Below are 17,902 nucleotides of genomic sequence, written 5' to 3'. Positions count from 1 at the left end.
GCATTTATTGTTCTTGGATTAATTGATAGCTATTCTCCATACTCAAATCTCTGGCTAAAAATAGCGAGCCACAGATTAGTATGGTTTTGACGTTTTGTATAGAAGCTTTTAGTATGTGATTTGATATAGCATCTCTGATTGATTCACATTCGATAGCATTGATTCCTATATTATGAGCTCCTTCTCTAATTAAATCTGTACTTGTTGCTTTAGGTTCAGATTTAACACAAACGGCGCATAGTAGTTTGATGTATGGCTTTAAGTGCTCTAAGAACTCTGCGACGTTTCTGTTACGAGTAACACCAAAGATCATATAGATACCTTCAGCAAAATTGTCTCTTACCCACTTAGCTAACACTTTGGCACCATCATTGTTGTGCGCGCCATCTAGAAATAATTGCCAATCTTTTGGTAATAAAGAAATTAAATTACCTTCTTTTATAGACTCTAGCCGCGCAGGCCAATAAGTGCTCTGTAAACCTGAAGCAATGTCCTCTTCTCCAATATTAAATCCATACTTCCCACTCAAAATGCTACATGCTGCAATTGCGTTTCCTGAATTGATTATTTGATGATCTCCTTTTAAAGATGGCAAAGAAAATTCTATTGATTGAATAGTCGATTGAAAGACTATTCTGTTATTCTGTTTTTCGCAATTCCACTCAAATCCTCCTCTATATAAGGGAGATTTTTTGTTTATTGCGTGTTGTTCTAGCGTGTTCATTATAGATTTTTCTTGTGGTGCTATTACGCAAGGAACATTAGGTTTCATTATTCCAGCCTTTTCACCTGCTATGGTTTCTACGGTAGGACCAAGATATTCTGTATGGTCAAGTGCAATGGAAGTGATGATCGTTAGAATCGGATTATCTATAACATTTGTTGCATCAAGCCTTCCACCCAGACCCACTTCAACTAAAGTAATATCAGCTTTATGACGAGAAAAAGCTAAGAAGGCTGCAGTCGTTGCGGCTTCAAATAGAGTGATGGGTTGTTCTGCGACTGCTATACGGCATTCTTCCAGTGAGTTATGTAATTCACTATCATCGATATCATTGCCTGCAACAACTATTCTCTCATTAAAATTCACTAAATGTGGAGAAGTGTACGTATGAACTTTATACCCTGCTGCTTGCATTATATATCTTATAAAGGATAGTGTTGATCCTTTGCCATTAGTGCCAGCTATGTGAATTATTGGCGGTATTTTTTTCTCGGGATTACCCAGTTTATTTAGAAAACTTTTTATGCGATCAAGAGAAAAATCCTTTGGCCTACTGCCAATCGGCTTAGGCCAATGAGGCATGTATATCATAAATTATTGTTACGTTTTAATTCATCTATTACACTTGCCATGCCATTCGTGTCGATCTTTTCACTAAATTGAGAACGTTGATTAATAGAAATACTTATTCCACTCATTACAACATCGTTTATTAAGAAAGAATTGTCACTTTTAGTCACTTTAAAGTCAATGTTTGTAAATTCCTCATCACCATAAGAAAATCTTGTTCCTATCAGACAAGTTTCATCGTCAACTGCTCTTGTACTCATTATGATCATTTCACTATTATTTATGTATTTATACAAAATTTTAGCGCACAAACGCGCGAGATATACTTCATATTCTTTTAGAAACTCTTCTTTTTCTTTCTGAGTAGATAAATTCCAATATTTCCCTATGACAAATCGAGATATTCCTTTGAGGTCAACATTATTCTGAATAATTTTCAGAAGTTCTTCTTGTACATGTTCTAGATTTTTTCTATTCCCTTTCATAGACGTGTTGTCTACTTGCTGCTTCATGGCAAGCACAAAAGTTTTGTGCCCTATACAATTCGCGTAAGCACTTGAGGAGATTACAATAAAAATGGTTAAGAACTTAATAAGATTCATAAGATATATTTATTAGCTATGATACTTAAAATGCAAAATTTAACAAAGGCAAAATAATGATCGCTAGTTTTAATATATCTATAGACATACTCTATATAAATAATCTATAATTAATTTAGGGGTCTGTGCTATGCGTTATGAGTTAAGTTAAATTTCCCGAGCGATAATTTCTGATCAAGGGAATTGCCTCTGTTAATTTCATTGAAATTAGTACGTGATGCCCACCTTAACTTTAGGTCTCAGGAATCTACTAAGACTGACGGTAGATATGGATCCCTTTTCCATTATTTAGGTTTATGTTACACCAATATAAAGAACAAGGTGTTTTTTTCTTTTCATCTCATGAGATATTTCAAGTTGTAATTGACGTTGAGAAGTATCCTGATTTTGTTCCTTGGTGCAAAGCTGTTTATATAAAAGAAAAAACTGATAGCCAAATGATTGTGGACCTCCTTGCAGCTTTTCATGGCATTAAAGGAAGTTACACATCAGAAGTGACCTTTCTTTCTCCAAATGGAGCAAATAAAAGTTGGATAAAAGCTGTGTCGTCAAATGGAATATTTAAACATTTATACAACGAATGGAAATTCACTCCTATAGATGAAAGTAAAACTATGGTAGAGTTCTATATAAAGTTTGAATTTAAATCCAATTTGTTTTCCGCCTTATTAAACTCAGTTTATAAATACACACAAAGTAAAATAATTGCTGCATTTAAAGACAGAGTAGAAAGTGTTGCCGAGAAAAAGTTATCTTGACATTATTTATATAAATGCATAAATTCTTTAATAAGTTAAGTGTTTCCATTGTAATGATTTTTAGATTATTGTTCTTACTTATTTTTATAAGTGTTAGTTCTTATGCAGCTATTGAACAAAACTTACCCAACACTCAAAAAACTGATGAAATAACATCAAAAGAACTACTGTCACTACTGCCTGATGATAAATTATTAGGTGATCCAAAAGCACCAATTTTAATGATAGAATATGCTTCGCTCACTTGTTATCACTGTTCTCTTTTTCATAAGAAAGTTTTTCCTAAAATCAAAGAAAAGTACATAGATACAGGTAAGATGTTATACATATTCCGTCATTTTCCTCTAGATTACAGAGGATTAAAAGCTGCAATGCTAAGTTATTGCTATGAAAAAGAAGAAGACTATTTTAATTTTAACAAAGCTGTGTTTAATGCAATAGACTCGTGGAACTACTCTAATTTTAGTGATTTAACTATACTACAAAAAATTGCTGCACTAAGCAATTTGAAGCAAGATGTATTTAACCAATGCATTAATGATAAAAAGATGATGGACAAAATTATAAATGATAAATCACTTGCAATTAATAAACTTGATATCACAGCTACTCCTGTATTCATCATCAAGATTAACGATGACAAATCATACGTAGAGAATGGTAAAATCAAACATGAAGGATATAGAGAGCTGGAATATTTCACTAATGTAATAGATGAGTTATATGGAAAAGCTATAGTGAAGTAATAACACTTTAGCTTACCATATAAAAACCCTATGCTGAATCAGTATTTTTTGATACTGTTTGTTGCTTTTTACGCTCAAACTCTCTTTTTTTACTGTGCCAAGCATAATAATACATAGCAATTTTATTCTCTATTAATACTATCGTTCCATCATAAAATTGGACCATATCCATAACTTTTTTCTGAGCTTCGTTAAAGCGTTCTTTGTACTTCTCGCGATAAGCTGGATTGTGCAGTAATTTCACTCCTTCATTATTATTAGATTTCTTGCTTAACGTTTCAACTTCGTTAGCAATGTTATAAGACATATAACCCCCTCTAATTGATTATAAAAATTACATTTTAAGAGAGATGTAAAATAAACGATCCCTTAATTCTAGTATAACAATTGGTTATTATACTAGTTAACCATAGTAAAATATATAATAATCTTTGTCACTTAAAATTTTACTTTATAAAATAACAACTTAAAATAAAAATTTTTATTATTCTTAACTCTATTGTTATATCTATAAATCTTATATAGATTAAACCTCCTTAGTTTATATTATAAAACTTAATGCGTCATAACTTTAGCAGAAAATCGTTGTACATAAGAAGCTTATTTGCAAAAGAGTATAAAAAAATAGAAGAACATTGTACTCTTGATAAGAAACAACGTATTCAAATCACTCCTGAAGAAGGAAAATTATTAAATTTATTTATCAAAATCCATAAAGTTAAAAGCATAGTTGAAATTGGCACTTTATATGGTTATTCGTCAATTTGTATGGTAAAAGCTTTACCGAAAGATGGTCATATATATACAATAGAAAATAATCCTCAACACTCAAGAATAGCAAAAAAAAATTTTAGTGCTTTTAATCTAAGTGATAAAATTACTCTAATAGAAGGTGATGCACTGGAAAAAATTAATGAATTATCAGCAAAGGCACCATTTGACATGATATTCATCGATGCTGACAAAAGTAGTTATCCTAAGTATTTAGATTGGGCAGAGTCATACATTAAACAAGATGGGCTAATCGTTGCAGATAACACTCTATTATTTGATACAGTATTTTTAGAATCTCCTCCAAAAGAAGTATCAGAAAAGTCATGGCATGCTATGAGAGAGTTTAACGATAGATTGTCAGATGAAAAAAAATATTTCTCCATATTGATTCCTACTGACGAAGGAATGACTGTAGCTTTAAAACTAACGCAAGTTAAAAATCAAGGTCAGCGTAATGTCTAGGGGGAGTTAAGCCAAAAACTCTCTCTAATAATATTTCGCGAAAACAAGGCCTTGATTTAACAATGGAGTACCATTCTTTTAAAATCTTACTTTTTTCCCAGGGAAAACTATTTACGTAGTCTATTATAGAAATATGTGATGCTAAAGTAATATCGGCTAAAGTGAACTTATCGGTTGCAAGCCAAACGTTCTTGTTAATTAAGTGTTCGATGTATTCCATATGGTAAGGCAGGTTATGCTGAGCTGCATGAAGAAATCTAGAGTCAGGGCTGCGGTTAGTAATTACTTTTTCATTCATAATATACTTAGTAACTTCATTGTAAAATTTGCTATCGAACCAATTGATTAAAGCGCGTATTTTAGACTTAATAATAGTTGATGAACCAAGTAATTTGACGTTACTATTGTAAATCTCTTCTATATATTCACAAATGGCATTACTATCCGCTATTACAAAGTTATTATCTATTAATACTGGTACTTGTCCGATTGGATTGATCTCCATGAATTCATTCCGCTTTTCCCATGGATTTTCATATACCAAATCACAACTCAGCTTTTTTTCCTTGAGAAGAGCTCTAACTTTTCGTGAAAATGGACAAAGAGGAAAATGATATAAAATCATAATATTCCTCTTTTGTTATTCCAATACCTATATGTTGTCATTCCAGTACGTGACATTGGAATCCAGCTTATTTCATTATGGACATTACTTTTAACATATATTCCTAGAATCCATTGTCCATTGTATAATTTCCAAATATTTTTATACTTGAATCCCAGTACAACTGTACGAACATTGTAGTTTGAGAGCAATCCCCACCGGAAGGGTGTCATTTCAGTGATTGACACTGGAATCCAGTTCTTATTATACAACAGCCTAATGTATTCATTTAAAATTAAGTTTTCTGGATCCCAGTGTCTGGACACTGGGATGACAGAAGAAGAGTATTTTAGGTAACGGCTGTTTACTCCAAAGTAATGTTGCAAAAGGTCTAACATATAAATTATAAGACTAATATAGAATATACCTTGCTAAAAAAAAAAAAAAGTATAACCTTTGATAAGGTATGCAGGCAAAAATTCTGTAACTTGGTCAGGTCAGAAATGAAGCAACCATATCAGAATCTTTTTGGGTTGCATACCTATTTGTACTATTTGTTTTATTCTAGGCTATGAACATAGCATTAAAATATCGTCCTAGTAGCTTTAAAGATTTAGTAGGTCAAGATATATTGGTGCGTATACTAGAAAATGCTTTTACTCTCAACAAAATTCCACAATCTATACTGCTTTCTGGTAGCAGTGGAATTGGTAAAACCACCACTGCAAGAATAATAGCTTTATGTTTGAATTGCTCATTGGGGCCAACTTTTGAACCTTGTGGATCATGTACAAGTTGTCTGGCAATAAAAAATTCAAGCCATCCAGATGTAGTTGAAATCGATGCGGCAAGTCACACTAGTGTTGAGGATGTTAGAGCGATCTTGGGAGATATTTGCTATTTACCAATAAGTTCTAAATTTAAAGTTTACATTATAGATGAAGTACACATGTTATCCAGTAATGCATTTAATGCATTACTTAAAACTCTAGAAGAACCACCATCTAGCGTAAAGTTTATTCTAGCAACTACAGAAATAAAAAAGATACCAATAACTGTTATTGCGCGTTGTCAAAGGTTTGACTTACATAACATTCCTTCAGCTAAGATAATGGAGCGTTTAAATGATATTGCACAAAAAGAAAATTATTTTATTGAAAAAGAAGCATCGGAATTAATTGCGCACCACTGTAGCAATTCAATGCGTAACGCTTTATTTTTGATGAATCAAGCATTGCTATATAGCAAAGATGGTACAATATCCACTCAAAGTGTTAAAGACATACTTGGTCTAGTAGATAGAAACGTTATATTTGATCTACTGGAAGCAGTATTAGATAGTGATTTACAGAAGGCTTTGTTAGTATTCGACAATGTGGTAAAAACAGCAAATCCGCTCAATATTTTTGAAGATCTGCTGCAAACAATCCAGTTAATATGCCGTTTTTTAATTACAAAAGAGATTGATACAGAATATGAGAAGAGCAGAGTAAAAGATTTGAGTGCAAAAAAGTCTTTAATATTTTTTTCGAGATTGTGGAAGGTGCTGCTTAAGGGTATTCAAGATATAAAAATTTCAACATGCAATGAGGTTGCTGCTGAAATGATGTTAATTAGCCTTTGTTATCTTTCTGATTTGCCTTCTCCGGAACAGGTGATCAAAAAAATTCTTTCACAGAATGTAGAGCAAGGAAATAGACAGGGCAGACCTGTTGCACCTTCCCCCTCTGTCATCCAAGTAACTGACTACTCGGATCCAAAAAAATATGTGGAAAAACCCCACTCTGTCATCCCAGTGCGTGACACTGGGATCCATGTGAAAAATAAACAACAAAATTACGATTTTGATAAGATTTTGCAACTATTAAGGCGGAGTAACCAAATTTATCTTTACAAACAACTGTGTAGTAATCTAAAATTAATAGATTGTAAATTTGGGTATTTAAAATTAAAAGCTGTATCTAACTTGAACAGTAATTTTTGTAATGACTTGAAAAGTTACTTAAATCAAGCTACTAATCAGGAGTGGGTTATTATAGTTGATACGAGTTATATGAATAGGGAAGTGAGTAATTTAAATTATGCACCTGTAGTTAAGGATATATTAAATACGTTTAAAGGTGCAAAGGTAGTTAATATAGAAAATAAGGAGTAGGTTGTGGATTTCAGTCAAATAATGAAGCAAGCGCAAGAAATGCAAAAAAAGCTTGCGGAAGCCCAAGAAAAATATATTGGAAAAGAGTTTCAAGGTATTTCTGGTGGTGGCAAAGTTTCTGTATTAGTGGAAGTTATAAAAATAGGTGGCTATAAAGCTAAAAAGGTAAACATAGACTTAGAGCTTATGAGAAATGAAGAAAAAGACATAGTAGAAGATTTAGTGACAGCAGCGTTTAATGATGCAATTAAAAAAGCAGAAGAAGATATGGCAAATGCAACCTCTGATCTTGCAGGTATGATGGGGTTACCACCTGGATTTAAACTTCCTTTTTAAATTTACTACTGAAGTTTGACTTAATGCAGTAACTAAGTGTTTTCCTTTTATACTAGTACTTCCATGAAGTACATTCATATTACTGCATGAATATGCAGCAATTCACAATGATGAATGCAGATCAGAAGATAAAAAGACATTAGTGAAATAGGTGTCAGAAGATCAAGAGTAAAAAAAGTAGAGTAACTCTATTTATTAATTAATAAAATCTTTGTATTTTCCTAAAAGTTAGTTAAGATACAGAAGGTTTTGTGTTATTAAGTTAGCACTTGACTTAACTTTAGTTATTATTTAGACTGCTAAAATGGAATTTTAATTTTTTTAACGAGGGCAATTATGCATTATAAAAAGTTTTTTTCGGCAGCTGCTTTAGTGACGTTGCTAAGCCTATCAAACTCTGCTTTTTCATCAGACCCTATTGGTCCAATAAGTGATGAAGAAACTAGCTACTACGTTCGTTTACAATACAACGGTGAAATTTTACCTTTTTATACAAAAGTTGATGGTATTACAAATGCAAAAGATAAAGAAAAGGATAGTCCCTTAACAAGATCTTTTATAGCTGGTGGTGGTGCATTTGGTTATAAAATGGATGATATTAGAGTTGATGTTGAAGGGCTTTACTCACAATTGGCTAAAGATACAGCTGTAGTAAATACTTCTGAAACAAATGTTGCAGACAGTTTAACAGCATTTTCAGGATTGGTTAACGTTTATTACGATATAGCGATTGAAGATATGCCTATCACTCCATACGTTGGTGTTGGTGTTGGTGCAGCATATATCAGCAATCCTTCAAAAGCTGATGCAGTTAAAGATCAAAAAGGATTTGGTTTTGCTTATCAAGCAAAAGCTGGTGTTAGTTATGATGTAACCCCAGAAATCAAACTCTTTGCTGGAGCTCGTTACTTCGGTTCTTATGGTGCTAGTTTTGATAAGGCAGCTAAGGATGATACTGGTATCAAAAATGTTGTTTACAGCACTGTTGGTGCAGAAGCTGGAGTAGCGTTTAATTTCTAGTCTATCTTTGTCTTATTATCCCAGTGGGTTTTTCTTATCATTCAAGTAGCATGACACTGGGATCTAGAAAAAAGAAATGTGAATTCCAGTGTTTGAGCACTGGAATAACACATTATTTATTTAATGTAGTTTTTATCGTTACACGCTGGCAATTTTAATTCTACATTTAGGTAGCTGTTGTTAAGATCTCAACTAGATATAAAGTTATGCTTTTTTAATTAAAGCTTGAATTTTTCACTGAAAATCAATATATTATATGTATAGAGTTTTAATTCAAGTTATTATGTTGACCCCAGTAGCAAATTTATGTGTTAATAGTAGCACTAATCTCATGCAATATATTGCTGAAGTGCGAAAATTTCCTATGCTTTCCCAAGAAGAGGAAGTGCGATTAGCAAAAAATTGGCAAGAATACCAGGATATTTCTTCTGCTCACAGGTTGATTACTAGCCATTTGAATTTGGTAGTAAAAATTGCAATGAAATTTAAGAATTACGGTCTATTGTTGATGGACCTGGTCATGGAAGGAAATATGGGTTTAATGCATGCAGTGAAAAAGTTCAATCCTGACTTGGGATTTCGTTTTTCAACTTATGCAGTATGGTGGATTGAAGCTTCAATGAAAGACTTTATATTAAAATCTTGGTCACTTGTAAAAATAGGTACAACGCAAGCACAAAGGAGATTGTTTTTTAGTTTACGTAAAATAAAAAAAAGAATTTTACAATACACAAACAGAGAAACTTTGAGTAAAGAAGAAATAAAAGCAATATCAAATGAGCTTTCTGTATCTGAAGAAGATGTTGTACAGATGAGCTATCGTCTGGCTTGTAAGGATCAGTCGTTAAATAATTGTATAAAAATAGGTGATGACTCTAAAAAGGAGTTACAAGATATGATTCCGTGTAATTTAGTTAGTCAAGAAGTAGCTTACCAGAATCATGAAGAAAAGGCATTAAAAGAAACAATTTTAAGCAATGCGCTGGCAAGTCTTAATGAAAGATCAAGAGACATTTTCATTAGCAGATATTTATCTGAGAATACTCAGACTTTGGATGAGCTTAGCAAAAAATATTGTGTTTCAAGAGAAAGAATAAGACAGCTGGCTGAGCAAGCGATGAGTAAGGTAAAACAACATATAAAATCAGAGAGTTTGAAATTCGGTTTACATGCGTAGTCTTTTCGTATTTCTAATATTTCTTTCAATAGACACTCTTGCATCGGTTAGTAATGTACAACTGAGCGAAAAATATAAAGACTGGTTTGTGTATACTGCATTGGAAGATGGTGAAAAAGTGTGTTATATTGTATCTCATCCTAAGAAAAAAAGTGAACATTATACAGCCGATCGCAAGCCGTATGTAATGGTCAGTTACGTTGATAAAAAAGCAGATGAGGTGAGCGTCACTTCTGGCTTTCAGTATAATAATGAGCCTGTAGTTCTCAATATCGATAAAAAAATTAAATATCAATTGCCAATAATACAGGGAAGTCTTGCGTGGACAGATGATACAAAAATGGACCAAGATTTGATTCTAAAAATGAAGCAGGGATTATCAATGGTAGTTAATGGAAAAGTAAAAACAGCAAATGTTGATGATACTTATTCCTTACTTGGCTTTCAAAAAGCGTACCAAAAAATGCATGACTTATGCCATACAAAGTAAATTATTGATCACTAAAGTATAAGATAGGCTGTTTTGTCTCTCAGACAAAAATATGGATATCACTTTACATAGAATATGAATATCATTTAAAATATATTTTTGAGAATTAATATGTCAAAAATTGTAGATATAGGAATCAAAGAACAAAGTTCTGTGTGTGAACAAATGCGTTTTAGTGTAAGTCGTGCAAGCCTTTTAAATACGCTATCCAGGGTAAGTGGAGTGGTTGAAAGGCGCAACGCGATAGATGTTTTAGCGTGTATAAATATCAAAGCACAATATGGTAGCATAAAATTGAAGGCTACTGATCTTGACATTTCAATATTTGCCTCACTTACTGCAAATGTATCAGCAGAAGGAGAAGTGAAAATCTCAGCACATACTTTACATGATATAGTGAAAAAATTGCCAACTAATTTGGATGTCAATTTCGAAATGAATAATCAAGGAAAATTATTGATATCCTGTGGAAATGCAAATTTTTCTTTACCGAACGTAGTTTCAAATAACTTCCCTGTTCTTGAAGAAGGTGATCATCAATACGATTTCACTCTACTAAGTGCAGATTTGGTAGACTTGTTGACTAAAACGAAGTTTGCTGTGTCGCTAGATGATACAAGGTATAATTTGAATGGGATATATCTGCATACAGATGAGCAATTTCTGTACTGCGTTGCAACTGATGGCCACCGTTTATCATGTATAAAAAGGCCTAAACCTGAAGATATCAACGGAGAATTTGGGGTGATCATTCCACGTAAAACTATCATGGAACTGTTGAAAGTATTGGATGATTGTAATGAGATAAATATAAAACTTTCAGATAGAAAAATCAAATTTACATGTGGTGAGTATATTCTAATATCAAAATTGATAGATGGAACTTTTCCAGATTACAAAGCCGTTATTCCAACGTCTCAAGATAAACAAATGATTGTTGAGAGTAGCAAACTTGCTAGTGTTATAGACCGAGTTTCCGTTGTTGTGTCCGATAAAATAAAATCAATTAAATTTTCATTGCAAGAGAATTTATTAACTCTACATTCAAATTCCCAAGAGTGTAGTGATGCAACTGAGTCTATAGAAGTGGATTACGATGGAGCTCTTATGGAAGTAGGATTTAATTCTCGTTATTTGCTTGATGTTTTATCCTGTATAGAAAACAAGTGTAAATTTAGCTTATCAGATGGTAATAGCGCTACAATTATCACTGATGAAGATGATCCAAGTGCACTATATATAGTAATGCCAATGAGGACTTAAGCTAGTAATCTATCTTTACTAAGTATAAGCCGTGAGGCGGTGCAGTGATTCCAGCAGCGTTTCTTTTACATTGACTTAATATGTTTAGCATTTCTTGTGGATTAGTTCTATTTTTTCCAAATTCAACTAAAGTACCAACAATAATCCTCACCTGGTTATGTAAAAAGGAAATCGCAGATATTTTGATGTATATGTGACTTCCGTTTTGTACTATATCAATATCATCGATTGTTCTGACCGGATTTGTAGCTTGACAATCTTTTGAGCGAAAGCTTGAAAGATTATGTTTTCCAAGCAGGTGTCTAGCAGCTTCACGCATGATGTTTACGTCAAGTGGGTTAAATACTTGCCACACATAACCGATTTCCAGAGCTGCAGGAGCGTAGCGATTAATTATTCTATATTCATAATATCTTTTTTTTGCTGAAAATCGCGCATGAAATGCATCATCTACGGCTTCTGCACTAAGCACAACTATAGGAATCGCTTTTAAGTGATAGTTTATTCCATTTCTTATTCTGTAAAGCTCAAATTGCCTTTCCATATTGAAATGAGCAACTTGCCCTAAAGCATGAACCCCTGTGTCAGTTCTGCCACCACAATGCAAAGAGACTCTCTCGCCACTGAAATTAAATATAGCGTTTTCTATGGTTTCCTGAATTGAGTTAGCAGAGTGTTGTTGCTTTTGCCAGCCAGAGAAACTACTACCATTGTATTCTATCGTTATTTTGTATCGCACTACAAAGTCTATCTATCTAATTTTAGGTAACTAACGTTCTTCGTTATTAAAAAACCCTTGGCAGATTGGTTGCGTTCAATTACCATGGAGACTATACAAGTTAATAAATGATCCATGGCACATAATCCAGAAGAAAGAAATAATGATAAGCAAAAAGCACTAGATAATGCAATAAGTCAAATTGAAAAAGCATTCGGTAAAGGTGCAATAATGAAACTAAAGCAAAATCCTGTAGAAAAAATAGACACGATATCTACAGGGTCGATTGCACTTGATTCAGCTCTGGGTGTTGGGGGATTGCCAAAAGGACGTATAATTGAGATATTTGGCCCTGAGAGTTCTGGTAAAACTACCCTTGCTTTGCATGTAATTGCTGAAGCACAGAAAAAAGGAGGTTTATGTGCATTTATCGATGCGGAGCACGCACTGGATGTTATATATGCTCGTAAACTTGGAGTAAACACCGATGATTTAGTGATTTCACAACCAGACACTGGAGAACAAGCGTTGCATATTGTTGAGTATTTAGTATGTTCTGGTGCAGTTGATGTAATAGTTATTGACTCTGTTGCAGCACTAACTCCAAGAGCTGAAATTGAAGGAGATATGGGCGACCAGCACATGGGACTACAAGCAAGACTTCTAAGTCATGGGCTACGAAAGCTCACCTCTGCAGTTTCAAAAGCAAACTGTATATTGATATTTATCAACCAAATTCGTATGAAAATAGGAGTAGTATATGGAAATCCTGAAACTACCACTGGTGGAAATGCGTTAAAATTCTATACTTCTATAAGACTTGATATAAGAAAAGTTGGTGCGATAAAGGATAAAGAGAATATTACGGGTAATGAAACGAGAGTTAAAGTTGTAAAAAATAAAGTCGCTCCTCCATTTAGAGAGGCAAAATTTGATATAATGTATAATGAAGGCATATCAAAACTTGGGGAAATAATAGATATAGGAGCAAAACTTGGTGTCCTTGAAAAGGCAGGCGCTTATTATTCATATAACAATACGCGTCTTGGGCAAGGAAGAGAAAATGTAAAAAGCTACCTCAAGGCGAATAAAGAAATTGCAAATGAAATAGAAACAAAAATCAGAGATTTATTTAAAAATCACGATAACTCTATTGCAATAGAAGAGGAGCGTGAACAACTTCTAGAAGAATCAGTATTCTAATCTAGATGCTTGTATTAGGCAGTATTCAATTGCTATACTAAAGTTTCACTCTCAACCGAGTTGATGAAAGCTGAGATATCTCCTTGTAGCATTAGGTGTATATTTTTTGCTATTTTTTCCACTAAGAGGATAACATTATCAAAATTTTCAAATTTTGATAATACATAATCTGCTAAGCTTTTCCGATTTTCAGGCCTACCTACTCCAAATCTCAAACGCCAATAATCGTTACCAATAAAGCTATCTATAGACTTAAGTCCATTGTGTCCAGCAGAGCTACCGCCTTTTTTTACTTTTATTCTTCCGAATTTTAAGTCAGCATCATCATGTATGACAACAATATTGTCTAGCGATAATTTGTAAAAATTTTTTATTTTTGCAACAGGAATACCTGAATTATTCATAAATGAATAAGGTTTTATCAGCATGATTTTATTATTATTAATTATGCCAGAGGTTATCAAGTAATCGGCTTTCTTAGAAAATGACTGAAAATTCCAATATTTGTGAATTGCGTCAATAACGATAAAACCAATATTATGATGAGTTAACTCATATTGACTACCAGGATTACCAAGCCCAGCTATTAAATGCACTACTCCTCTGTTTTTGTTTGAGGCTCTTCAACATCACTATCGGCAGCAGAGATTGTTACAATGGTGAAATTTTCTTCCTCATGAGCTACAAATTTAACACCTTCTGGCAATTTTACATCATTGATATGTATAGACTGACCAATCATTTTGCCAGACAAATCAATTTCTATGACTTGAGGTATTTTCTCAGGAGAGCATTTGACAGTAATAGAACGACACAGAACATTAAGCACTCCACCTAATTTGATTCCTGGTGATTTACTTTCATTGATGAATGATAAAGGTATATCTATTTTAATTTCACTACCTTTATCAACAAACTGAAAATCAACATGTTGCACAGTATCCTTTACTACATGCCATTGAATATCACGAACAAGAGCATATTCTTTTTTCCCTGAAATATCTAGTTCTATTAAATGTGCAGAAAGAGCACCTGATTTATATTGTTTAGTAAATTCCTTTGCAGACAATGTCAAATTTACGTTATCATGCCCTTTACCATATATAACTGCAGGTATACTTCCCTTCTCCCTCAGAGCCTGCATCGCTTTCTTTTTTTTTACATCACGTAACTCTGCATTAATTGTTACCATTTCTTGCTGTGCCATCGATTACTCCTATTCAGCTAATCCTTTTTATATAATTTAATAATATAACATAAAAATATTTATTTCAAACTTCATTCTTTCACACTAATTCTTTGTGGAAAAATTTATTTAGATATATACTTAAGATTACGTAGTAAGAGCTATGAGTATTAACGATCAAGTAGTTTTTAAGATTTATAAGCCAACAAAAACTGCAACACAATCTGGCTTAGGTAATACAAAATTCTGGTACCTAAAAATTGAGCCTTGTTCTTACTATATTGAACCTTTGATGGGATGGGTTGGCTCAAAAGATCCCCAAAAACAGATTGTATTAAAGTTTGATTCTCTTGAAAAAGCAATATCTTACGCAAAGAAACACAACACAAATTACACAATTGAAATGCCAAAAGATGTTAAAAGACTGCCAAAATCTTATGCAAATAACTTTATACTAAAGTAAATTTTATTGTAGTGTGTTTATCTAAAAACCTAAACCTAATCGTTACTATGATTTTGCTAACGCACTGCGGCTATTTAGAAAGTTGAACCTGGCTAGCTAGTATCAAAGAGTTATTTTTTAGGTATTTCTCCTTAAGACTGCAAGTTTTTTTGGATTACTCAAATAACTTCATTCTGCTTGAAGAACTTTTATGTTGCTTTGCACTAAATTAATTTCACGCTTTATTTGTGTTAGCTATTTATTTAGTGATTGGACATATAATTTTACCTTAAATAATCCTACAATGCTGAAGAAAAACATAATTATTGAAATGGCACGAAAGGTCCTCATGATAACCTCTGTATAGCTCTTAATTTTGCTGAACGCGCACGCGGATTTGCATTTATTTCTTCCGCACTTGCTTTAATCACTTTTTTGTTTAAAAGGGAGAATGTCTTGGTAGGTCCTGGTTCACACAAATCTTTAAAAAGGGTTTTAACTATACGATCTTCTAGAGAATGAAAGGTAACTACAATTAATTTGCCGTTTTCACTTAAAATCTCAGATGCAGCTTTAATACCCTTTTCAAGCTCTCCTAGCTCATCATTTACCCATATTCTGATTGCCTGAAATGTCCTAGTTGCAGGGTCAATCTTGCTTTTTCCACGAAACACTACAGAACGTACAATATCCGCAAGTTCAAATGTAGTTTTGATAATTTTCTTCTTCCGCGCATTTACTATCGCTCTTGCGATTCTGCGGGAATGACGCTCACCCCCATAATTATATATAGTGTTCGCAATCTCTTCTTCACGTAAAGCGTTAACAAATGTCGAAGCATTCATATGAGAATAGTTATCCATGCTCATGTTAAGTGGGCCATCACGTAGAAATGAGAATCCTCTATCTCCATTATCAAGCTGCATAGATGAAACTCCAACGTCGAAAACTATTCCATTGATACCTTTAATATTATTACTATCTAATAAATCTTTGATATTACTAAACTTTTCAATAAATAACTTTATTCTATTAGGGTATTTAACATTTAGATCATCATAAAATTTGGTAACTGTTTCATCCCTATCAATTGCATACACTTTGCAATCAGCGGATTCCAATATTGCTTTGCTATATCCTCCAGCCCCAAATGTAGCATCTACATATATGCCACCACTTTGTGGTGCTAATTGAAATAGCATCTCTTTTAACAAAACTGGAGTATGTGTCATATCAAGAGACTTTGTGCACTTAAATTAAAATAACTTTCTCGCCAAAAAATATATGGAAATATATAGGTATAGTATAAGAATATTTAAATATAATCAACGATATAAAAATTTAATAAGATAATATTATTAATATAACATTTACATAATTCACGTTTGAAAAAGTAAGTAATATTACTATAATATCAAACAAATTACGGAAGATTTCGTGCAACAAATAACAAAAGTAATACTATCAAGTTTAATTTGTAACACTTTGTTGTGGTATGATCACATGCTTTTCAGCCATCTAATAAGCATAATCGGAGATGTGTTTTTTCCATCAGACGACAAATTAGTCAGCATACTTAAAGCTTTTGGAGTGTTTGCAGTGGGTTTCTTAATAAGACCAATTGGTGCTGCTATATTTGGCCACATTGGCGATAAATATGGAAGAAGGATTGCTCTATTTCTCTCTATCATATTGATGACTCTATCAACCGTACTTATTGCATTTGTTCCAGGCTATCAGAACATTGGGGTACTCGCATCAGTACTGGTGGTATGTTTAAGATTATTGCAGGGTATATCTCTTGGAGGAGAGGCAGGAAATGCCCCATTTTTAATAGAGCATGCTCCTAAAAATAAAAGAGGATTCTTTGGCAGTATTGAAGTATTGAGCGCAATTCTTGGCTCAATATTAAGTCTTATAGTGGTGCTTATATGCAAAAAAGTATCCGATTTTGAATCTTGGGGATGGAGATTGCCTTTTATTTTCAGTTTTGTAATAGGATTAATCAGTATATATATGAGATATATACTCGATGAAAGCCCAGAATATAAAAAGCAGGAAAAGCCACATGAATTACCGTTAAAAGAACTGTTAAATGGCTATAAAAAACCTTTTCTAATATCAATTGGAGTTGACATAGTTGAGAATGCATCTCTTTACATATATTTAGTGTTTTTTAATCTACTTGCATCAACAATAAACACTCACTTTAATCACGCAGTAGAAATATTGAATCAGGTTGCACTTGGAGGATTGACTATACTATTTGCAATACTTTCTGATAAGGTAGGGAGAGAAAGAGTCATGAAATTTGCATTTGTGACTTTTATAGTAGTAAGTTATCCAGTTTTTTCAATGATACTAAGTGGTAATAATTTGCTCACCATAATGGCGCACGTTCTTTTTATAATCCCAATAGCTGCTTCTCTTGGTCCTGTTAGCGCGTTTATGTGTGAATTATTCCCAATAAAGGTACGATACAGTGGATTTGGTTTATCAAGAAATATAGCTTCGGGATTTTTTGGTGGTCTTGCACCATTTATATGCACAACTATTATCAAAGTTACAGGACAAGGAACTTTAGCAAGTTTTTACATGATTTTCTGTGCATTAATTGGGTTAGTTGCTATATCACAAGTTAAGAGTTAGATTTTTTCAAAAACCAAGTGTTT

At 33.0% G+C, this 17,902-nt stretch carries 20 protein-coding genes, 2 other RNA genes and 1 pseudogene; 14 read left to right on the top strand and 9 right to left on the bottom strand.

Annotated elements, in window-relative coordinates:
- Positions 1 to 4: 4 nt before the first annotated feature.
- Positions 5 to 1,315 (bottom strand): bifunctional folylpolyglutamate synthase/dihydrofolate synthase, encoded by a 1,311-nt coding sequence (locus OPR37_RS05810; RefSeq protein ID WP_063630904.1) that lies wholly within the window; start codon positions 1,313 to 1,315, stop codon positions 5 to 7.
- Positions 1,312 to 1,896, bottom strand: a complete 585-nt coding sequence (locus OPR37_RS05805) for an MlaC/ttg2D family ABC transporter substrate-binding protein (RefSeq protein ID WP_213863858.1) — start codon at positions 1,894 to 1,896, stop codon at positions 1,312 to 1,314. The genes OPR37_RS05810 and OPR37_RS05805 overlap by 4 nt, the downstream gene beginning before the upstream one ends.
- 117 nt (positions 1,897 to 2,013) lie before the next feature.
- On the opposite strand from OPR37_RS05805, the gene ssrS reads away from it, so the two are divergent.
- From ssrS to OPR37_RS05790, 3 genes are all read left to right on the top strand, one after another.
- A non-coding RNA gene (gene ssrS / locus OPR37_RS05800) (6S RNA) lies at positions 2,014 to 2,175 on the top strand.
- Between the two features lie 17 nt (positions 2,176 to 2,192).
- The gene (locus OPR37_RS05795) at positions 2,193 to 2,654 is read left to right on the top strand and encodes a type II toxin-antitoxin system RatA family toxin (protein WP_264682777.1); all 462 of its coding nucleotides are present in this window, start codon (positions 2,193 to 2,195) and stop codon (positions 2,652 to 2,654) included.
- Between the two features lie 14 nt (positions 2,655 to 2,668).
- Positions 2,669 to 3,400 carry a DsbA family protein gene (locus OPR37_RS05790; protein WP_264682779.1) on the top strand — a complete coding sequence of 244 codons (732 nt, stop codon included), beginning with the start codon at positions 2,669 to 2,671 and terminating at the stop codon, positions 3,398 to 3,400.
- 28 nt (positions 3,401 to 3,428) lie between these two features.
- Here OPR37_RS05790 and OPR37_RS05785 read toward each other — a convergent pair whose 3' ends face one another.
- Positions 3,429 to 3,707: a DUF2671 domain-containing protein gene (locus OPR37_RS05785; RefSeq protein ID WP_010403908.1), complete on the bottom strand. Its 279-nt coding sequence runs from the start codon at positions 3,705 to 3,707 to the stop codon at positions 3,429 to 3,431.
- Positions 3,708 to 3,958: 251 nt separating this feature from the next.
- On the opposite strand from OPR37_RS05785, the gene OPR37_RS05780 reads away from it, so the two are divergent.
- On the top strand, positions 3,959 to 4,636 hold the full coding sequence (locus OPR37_RS05780) for an O-methyltransferase (RefSeq protein ID WP_006013497.1): 678 nt from the start codon (positions 3,959 to 3,961) through the stop codon (positions 4,634 to 4,636).
- On the opposite strand, the gene OPR37_RS05775 is transcribed toward OPR37_RS05780, so the two are convergent.
- Together OPR37_RS05775 and OPR37_RS06245 are read right to left on the bottom strand one after the other, a co-directional pair.
- Positions 4,608 to 5,261 (bottom strand): glutathione S-transferase family protein, encoded by a 654-nt coding sequence (locus OPR37_RS05775; protein WP_007302332.1) that lies wholly within the window; start codon positions 5,259 to 5,261, stop codon positions 4,608 to 4,610. The two genes, OPR37_RS05780 and OPR37_RS05775, sit on opposite strands and share 29 nt — an antisense overlap.
- Before the next feature lie 203 nt (positions 5,262 to 5,464).
- Positions 5,465 to 5,587 (bottom strand): annotated as a pseudogene (locus OPR37_RS06245) (WPE palindromic element domain-containing protein); the annotation flags it as partial.
- Positions 5,588 to 5,696: 109 nt separating this feature from the next.
- Between OPR37_RS06245 and ffs the strand changes: the two are divergent.
- The 7 genes from ffs to dnaN all read left to right on the top strand — a co-directional run bounded on the left by ffs (position 5,697) and on the right by dnaN (position 11,681).
- Positions 5,697 to 5,795, top strand: an RNA gene (ffs, locus tag OPR37_RS05765) — signal recognition particle sRNA small type.
- 16 nt (positions 5,796 to 5,811) lie between these two features.
- Complete coding sequence (gene dnaX / locus OPR37_RS05760) at positions 5,812 to 7,395, top strand: DNA polymerase III subunit gamma/tau (RefSeq protein WP_264684883.1); 1,584 nt, start codon at positions 5,812 to 5,814, stop codon at positions 7,393 to 7,395.
- A gap of 21 nt (positions 7,396 to 7,416) precedes the next feature.
- Positions 7,417 to 7,731 carry a YbaB/EbfC family nucleoid-associated protein gene (locus OPR37_RS05755; protein ID WP_006013488.1) on the top strand — a complete coding sequence of 105 codons (315 nt, stop codon included), beginning with the start codon at positions 7,417 to 7,419 and terminating at the stop codon, positions 7,729 to 7,731.
- Positions 7,732 to 8,067: 336 nt separating this feature from the next.
- Positions 8,068 to 8,751, top strand: a complete 684-nt coding sequence (locus tag OPR37_RS05750) for a P44/Msp2 family outer membrane protein (RefSeq protein WP_264684882.1) — start codon at positions 8,068 to 8,070, stop codon at positions 8,749 to 8,751.
- Between the two features lie 283 nt (positions 8,752 to 9,034).
- Positions 9,035 to 9,928, top strand: a complete 894-nt coding sequence (locus OPR37_RS05745) for an RNA polymerase factor sigma-32 (protein WP_012481951.1) — start codon at positions 9,035 to 9,037, stop codon at positions 9,926 to 9,928.
- Positions 9,921 to 10,418, top strand: coding sequence for an invasion associated locus B family protein (locus tag OPR37_RS05740; protein WP_019078627.1), 498 nt, complete (start codon positions 9,921 to 9,923; stop codon positions 10,416 to 10,418). Before OPR37_RS05745 ends, OPR37_RS05740 begins: the two co-directional genes overlap by 8 nt.
- A gap of 111 nt (positions 10,419 to 10,529) precedes the next feature.
- Complete coding sequence (gene dnaN, locus OPR37_RS05735; RefSeq protein WP_007302325.1) at positions 10,530 to 11,681, top strand: DNA polymerase III subunit beta; 1,152 nt, start codon at positions 10,530 to 10,532, stop codon at positions 11,679 to 11,681.
- A 1-nt stretch (position 11,682) separates the two neighbouring features.
- Here the strand turns inward: dnaN and truA are convergent, their stop codons facing one another.
- On the bottom strand, positions 11,683 to 12,420 hold the full coding sequence (truA, locus tag OPR37_RS05730) for a tRNA pseudouridine(38-40) synthase TruA (protein WP_007302324.1): 738 nt from the start codon (positions 12,418 to 12,420) through the stop codon (positions 11,683 to 11,685).
- A gap of 114 nt (positions 12,421 to 12,534) precedes the next feature.
- Here truA and recA point away from each other — a divergent pair, with 114 nt between their 5' ends.
- Positions 12,535 to 13,602: a recombinase RecA gene (recA, locus tag OPR37_RS05725; RefSeq protein WP_052265013.1), complete on the top strand. Its 1,068-nt coding sequence runs from the start codon at positions 12,535 to 12,537 to the stop codon at positions 13,600 to 13,602.
- A gap of 32 nt (positions 13,603 to 13,634) precedes the next feature.
- On the opposite strand, the gene pth is transcribed toward recA, so the two are convergent.
- Both pth and OPR37_RS05715 read right to left on the bottom strand, forming a co-directional pair.
- Entirely contained in the window at positions 13,635 to 14,198 is a 564-nt protein-coding gene (gene pth / locus OPR37_RS05720) for an aminoacyl-tRNA hydrolase (RefSeq protein ID WP_264684881.1), read from the bottom strand.
- Positions 14,198 to 14,809 carry a 50S ribosomal protein L25/general stress protein Ctc gene (locus OPR37_RS05715; RefSeq protein WP_211907644.1) on the bottom strand — a complete coding sequence of 204 codons (612 nt, stop codon included), beginning with the start codon at positions 14,807 to 14,809 and terminating at the stop codon, positions 14,198 to 14,200. Before OPR37_RS05715 ends, pth begins: the two co-directional genes overlap by 1 nt.
- Before the next feature lie 142 nt (positions 14,810 to 14,951).
- Between OPR37_RS05715 and OPR37_RS05710 the strand changes: the two genes are divergently transcribed.
- Positions 14,952 to 15,251, top strand: coding sequence for an ETC complex I subunit (locus tag OPR37_RS05710; RefSeq protein WP_213863861.1), 300 nt, complete (start codon positions 14,952 to 14,954; stop codon positions 15,249 to 15,251).
- Positions 15,252 to 15,577: 326 nt separating this feature from the next.
- Here the strand turns inward: OPR37_RS05710 and rsmH are convergent, their stop codons facing one another.
- Positions 15,578 to 16,462 (bottom strand): 16S rRNA (cytosine(1402)-N(4))-methyltransferase RsmH, encoded by an 885-nt coding sequence (gene rsmH, locus OPR37_RS05705; RefSeq protein ID WP_213863862.1) that lies wholly within the window; start codon positions 16,460 to 16,462, stop codon positions 15,578 to 15,580.
- A gap of 205 nt (positions 16,463 to 16,667) precedes the next feature.
- Between rsmH and OPR37_RS05700 the strand changes: the two genes are divergently transcribed.
- On the top strand, positions 16,668 to 17,879 hold the full coding sequence (locus OPR37_RS05700; RefSeq protein ID WP_012481950.1) for an MFS transporter: 1,212 nt from the start codon (positions 16,668 to 16,670) through the stop codon (positions 17,877 to 17,879).
- Positions 17,880 to 17,902: the final 23 nt, after the last annotated feature.

The organism is Wolbachia endosymbiont (group B) of Lycaena phlaeas (assembly GCF_947251875.1).
Taxonomy (GTDB): Bacteria; Pseudomonadota; Alphaproteobacteria; order Rickettsiales; family Anaplasmataceae; genus Wolbachia.
The sequence above is the reverse complement of the archived record's forward strand: the minus strand, read 5'-3'. Positions and strand labels throughout refer to the sequence as shown.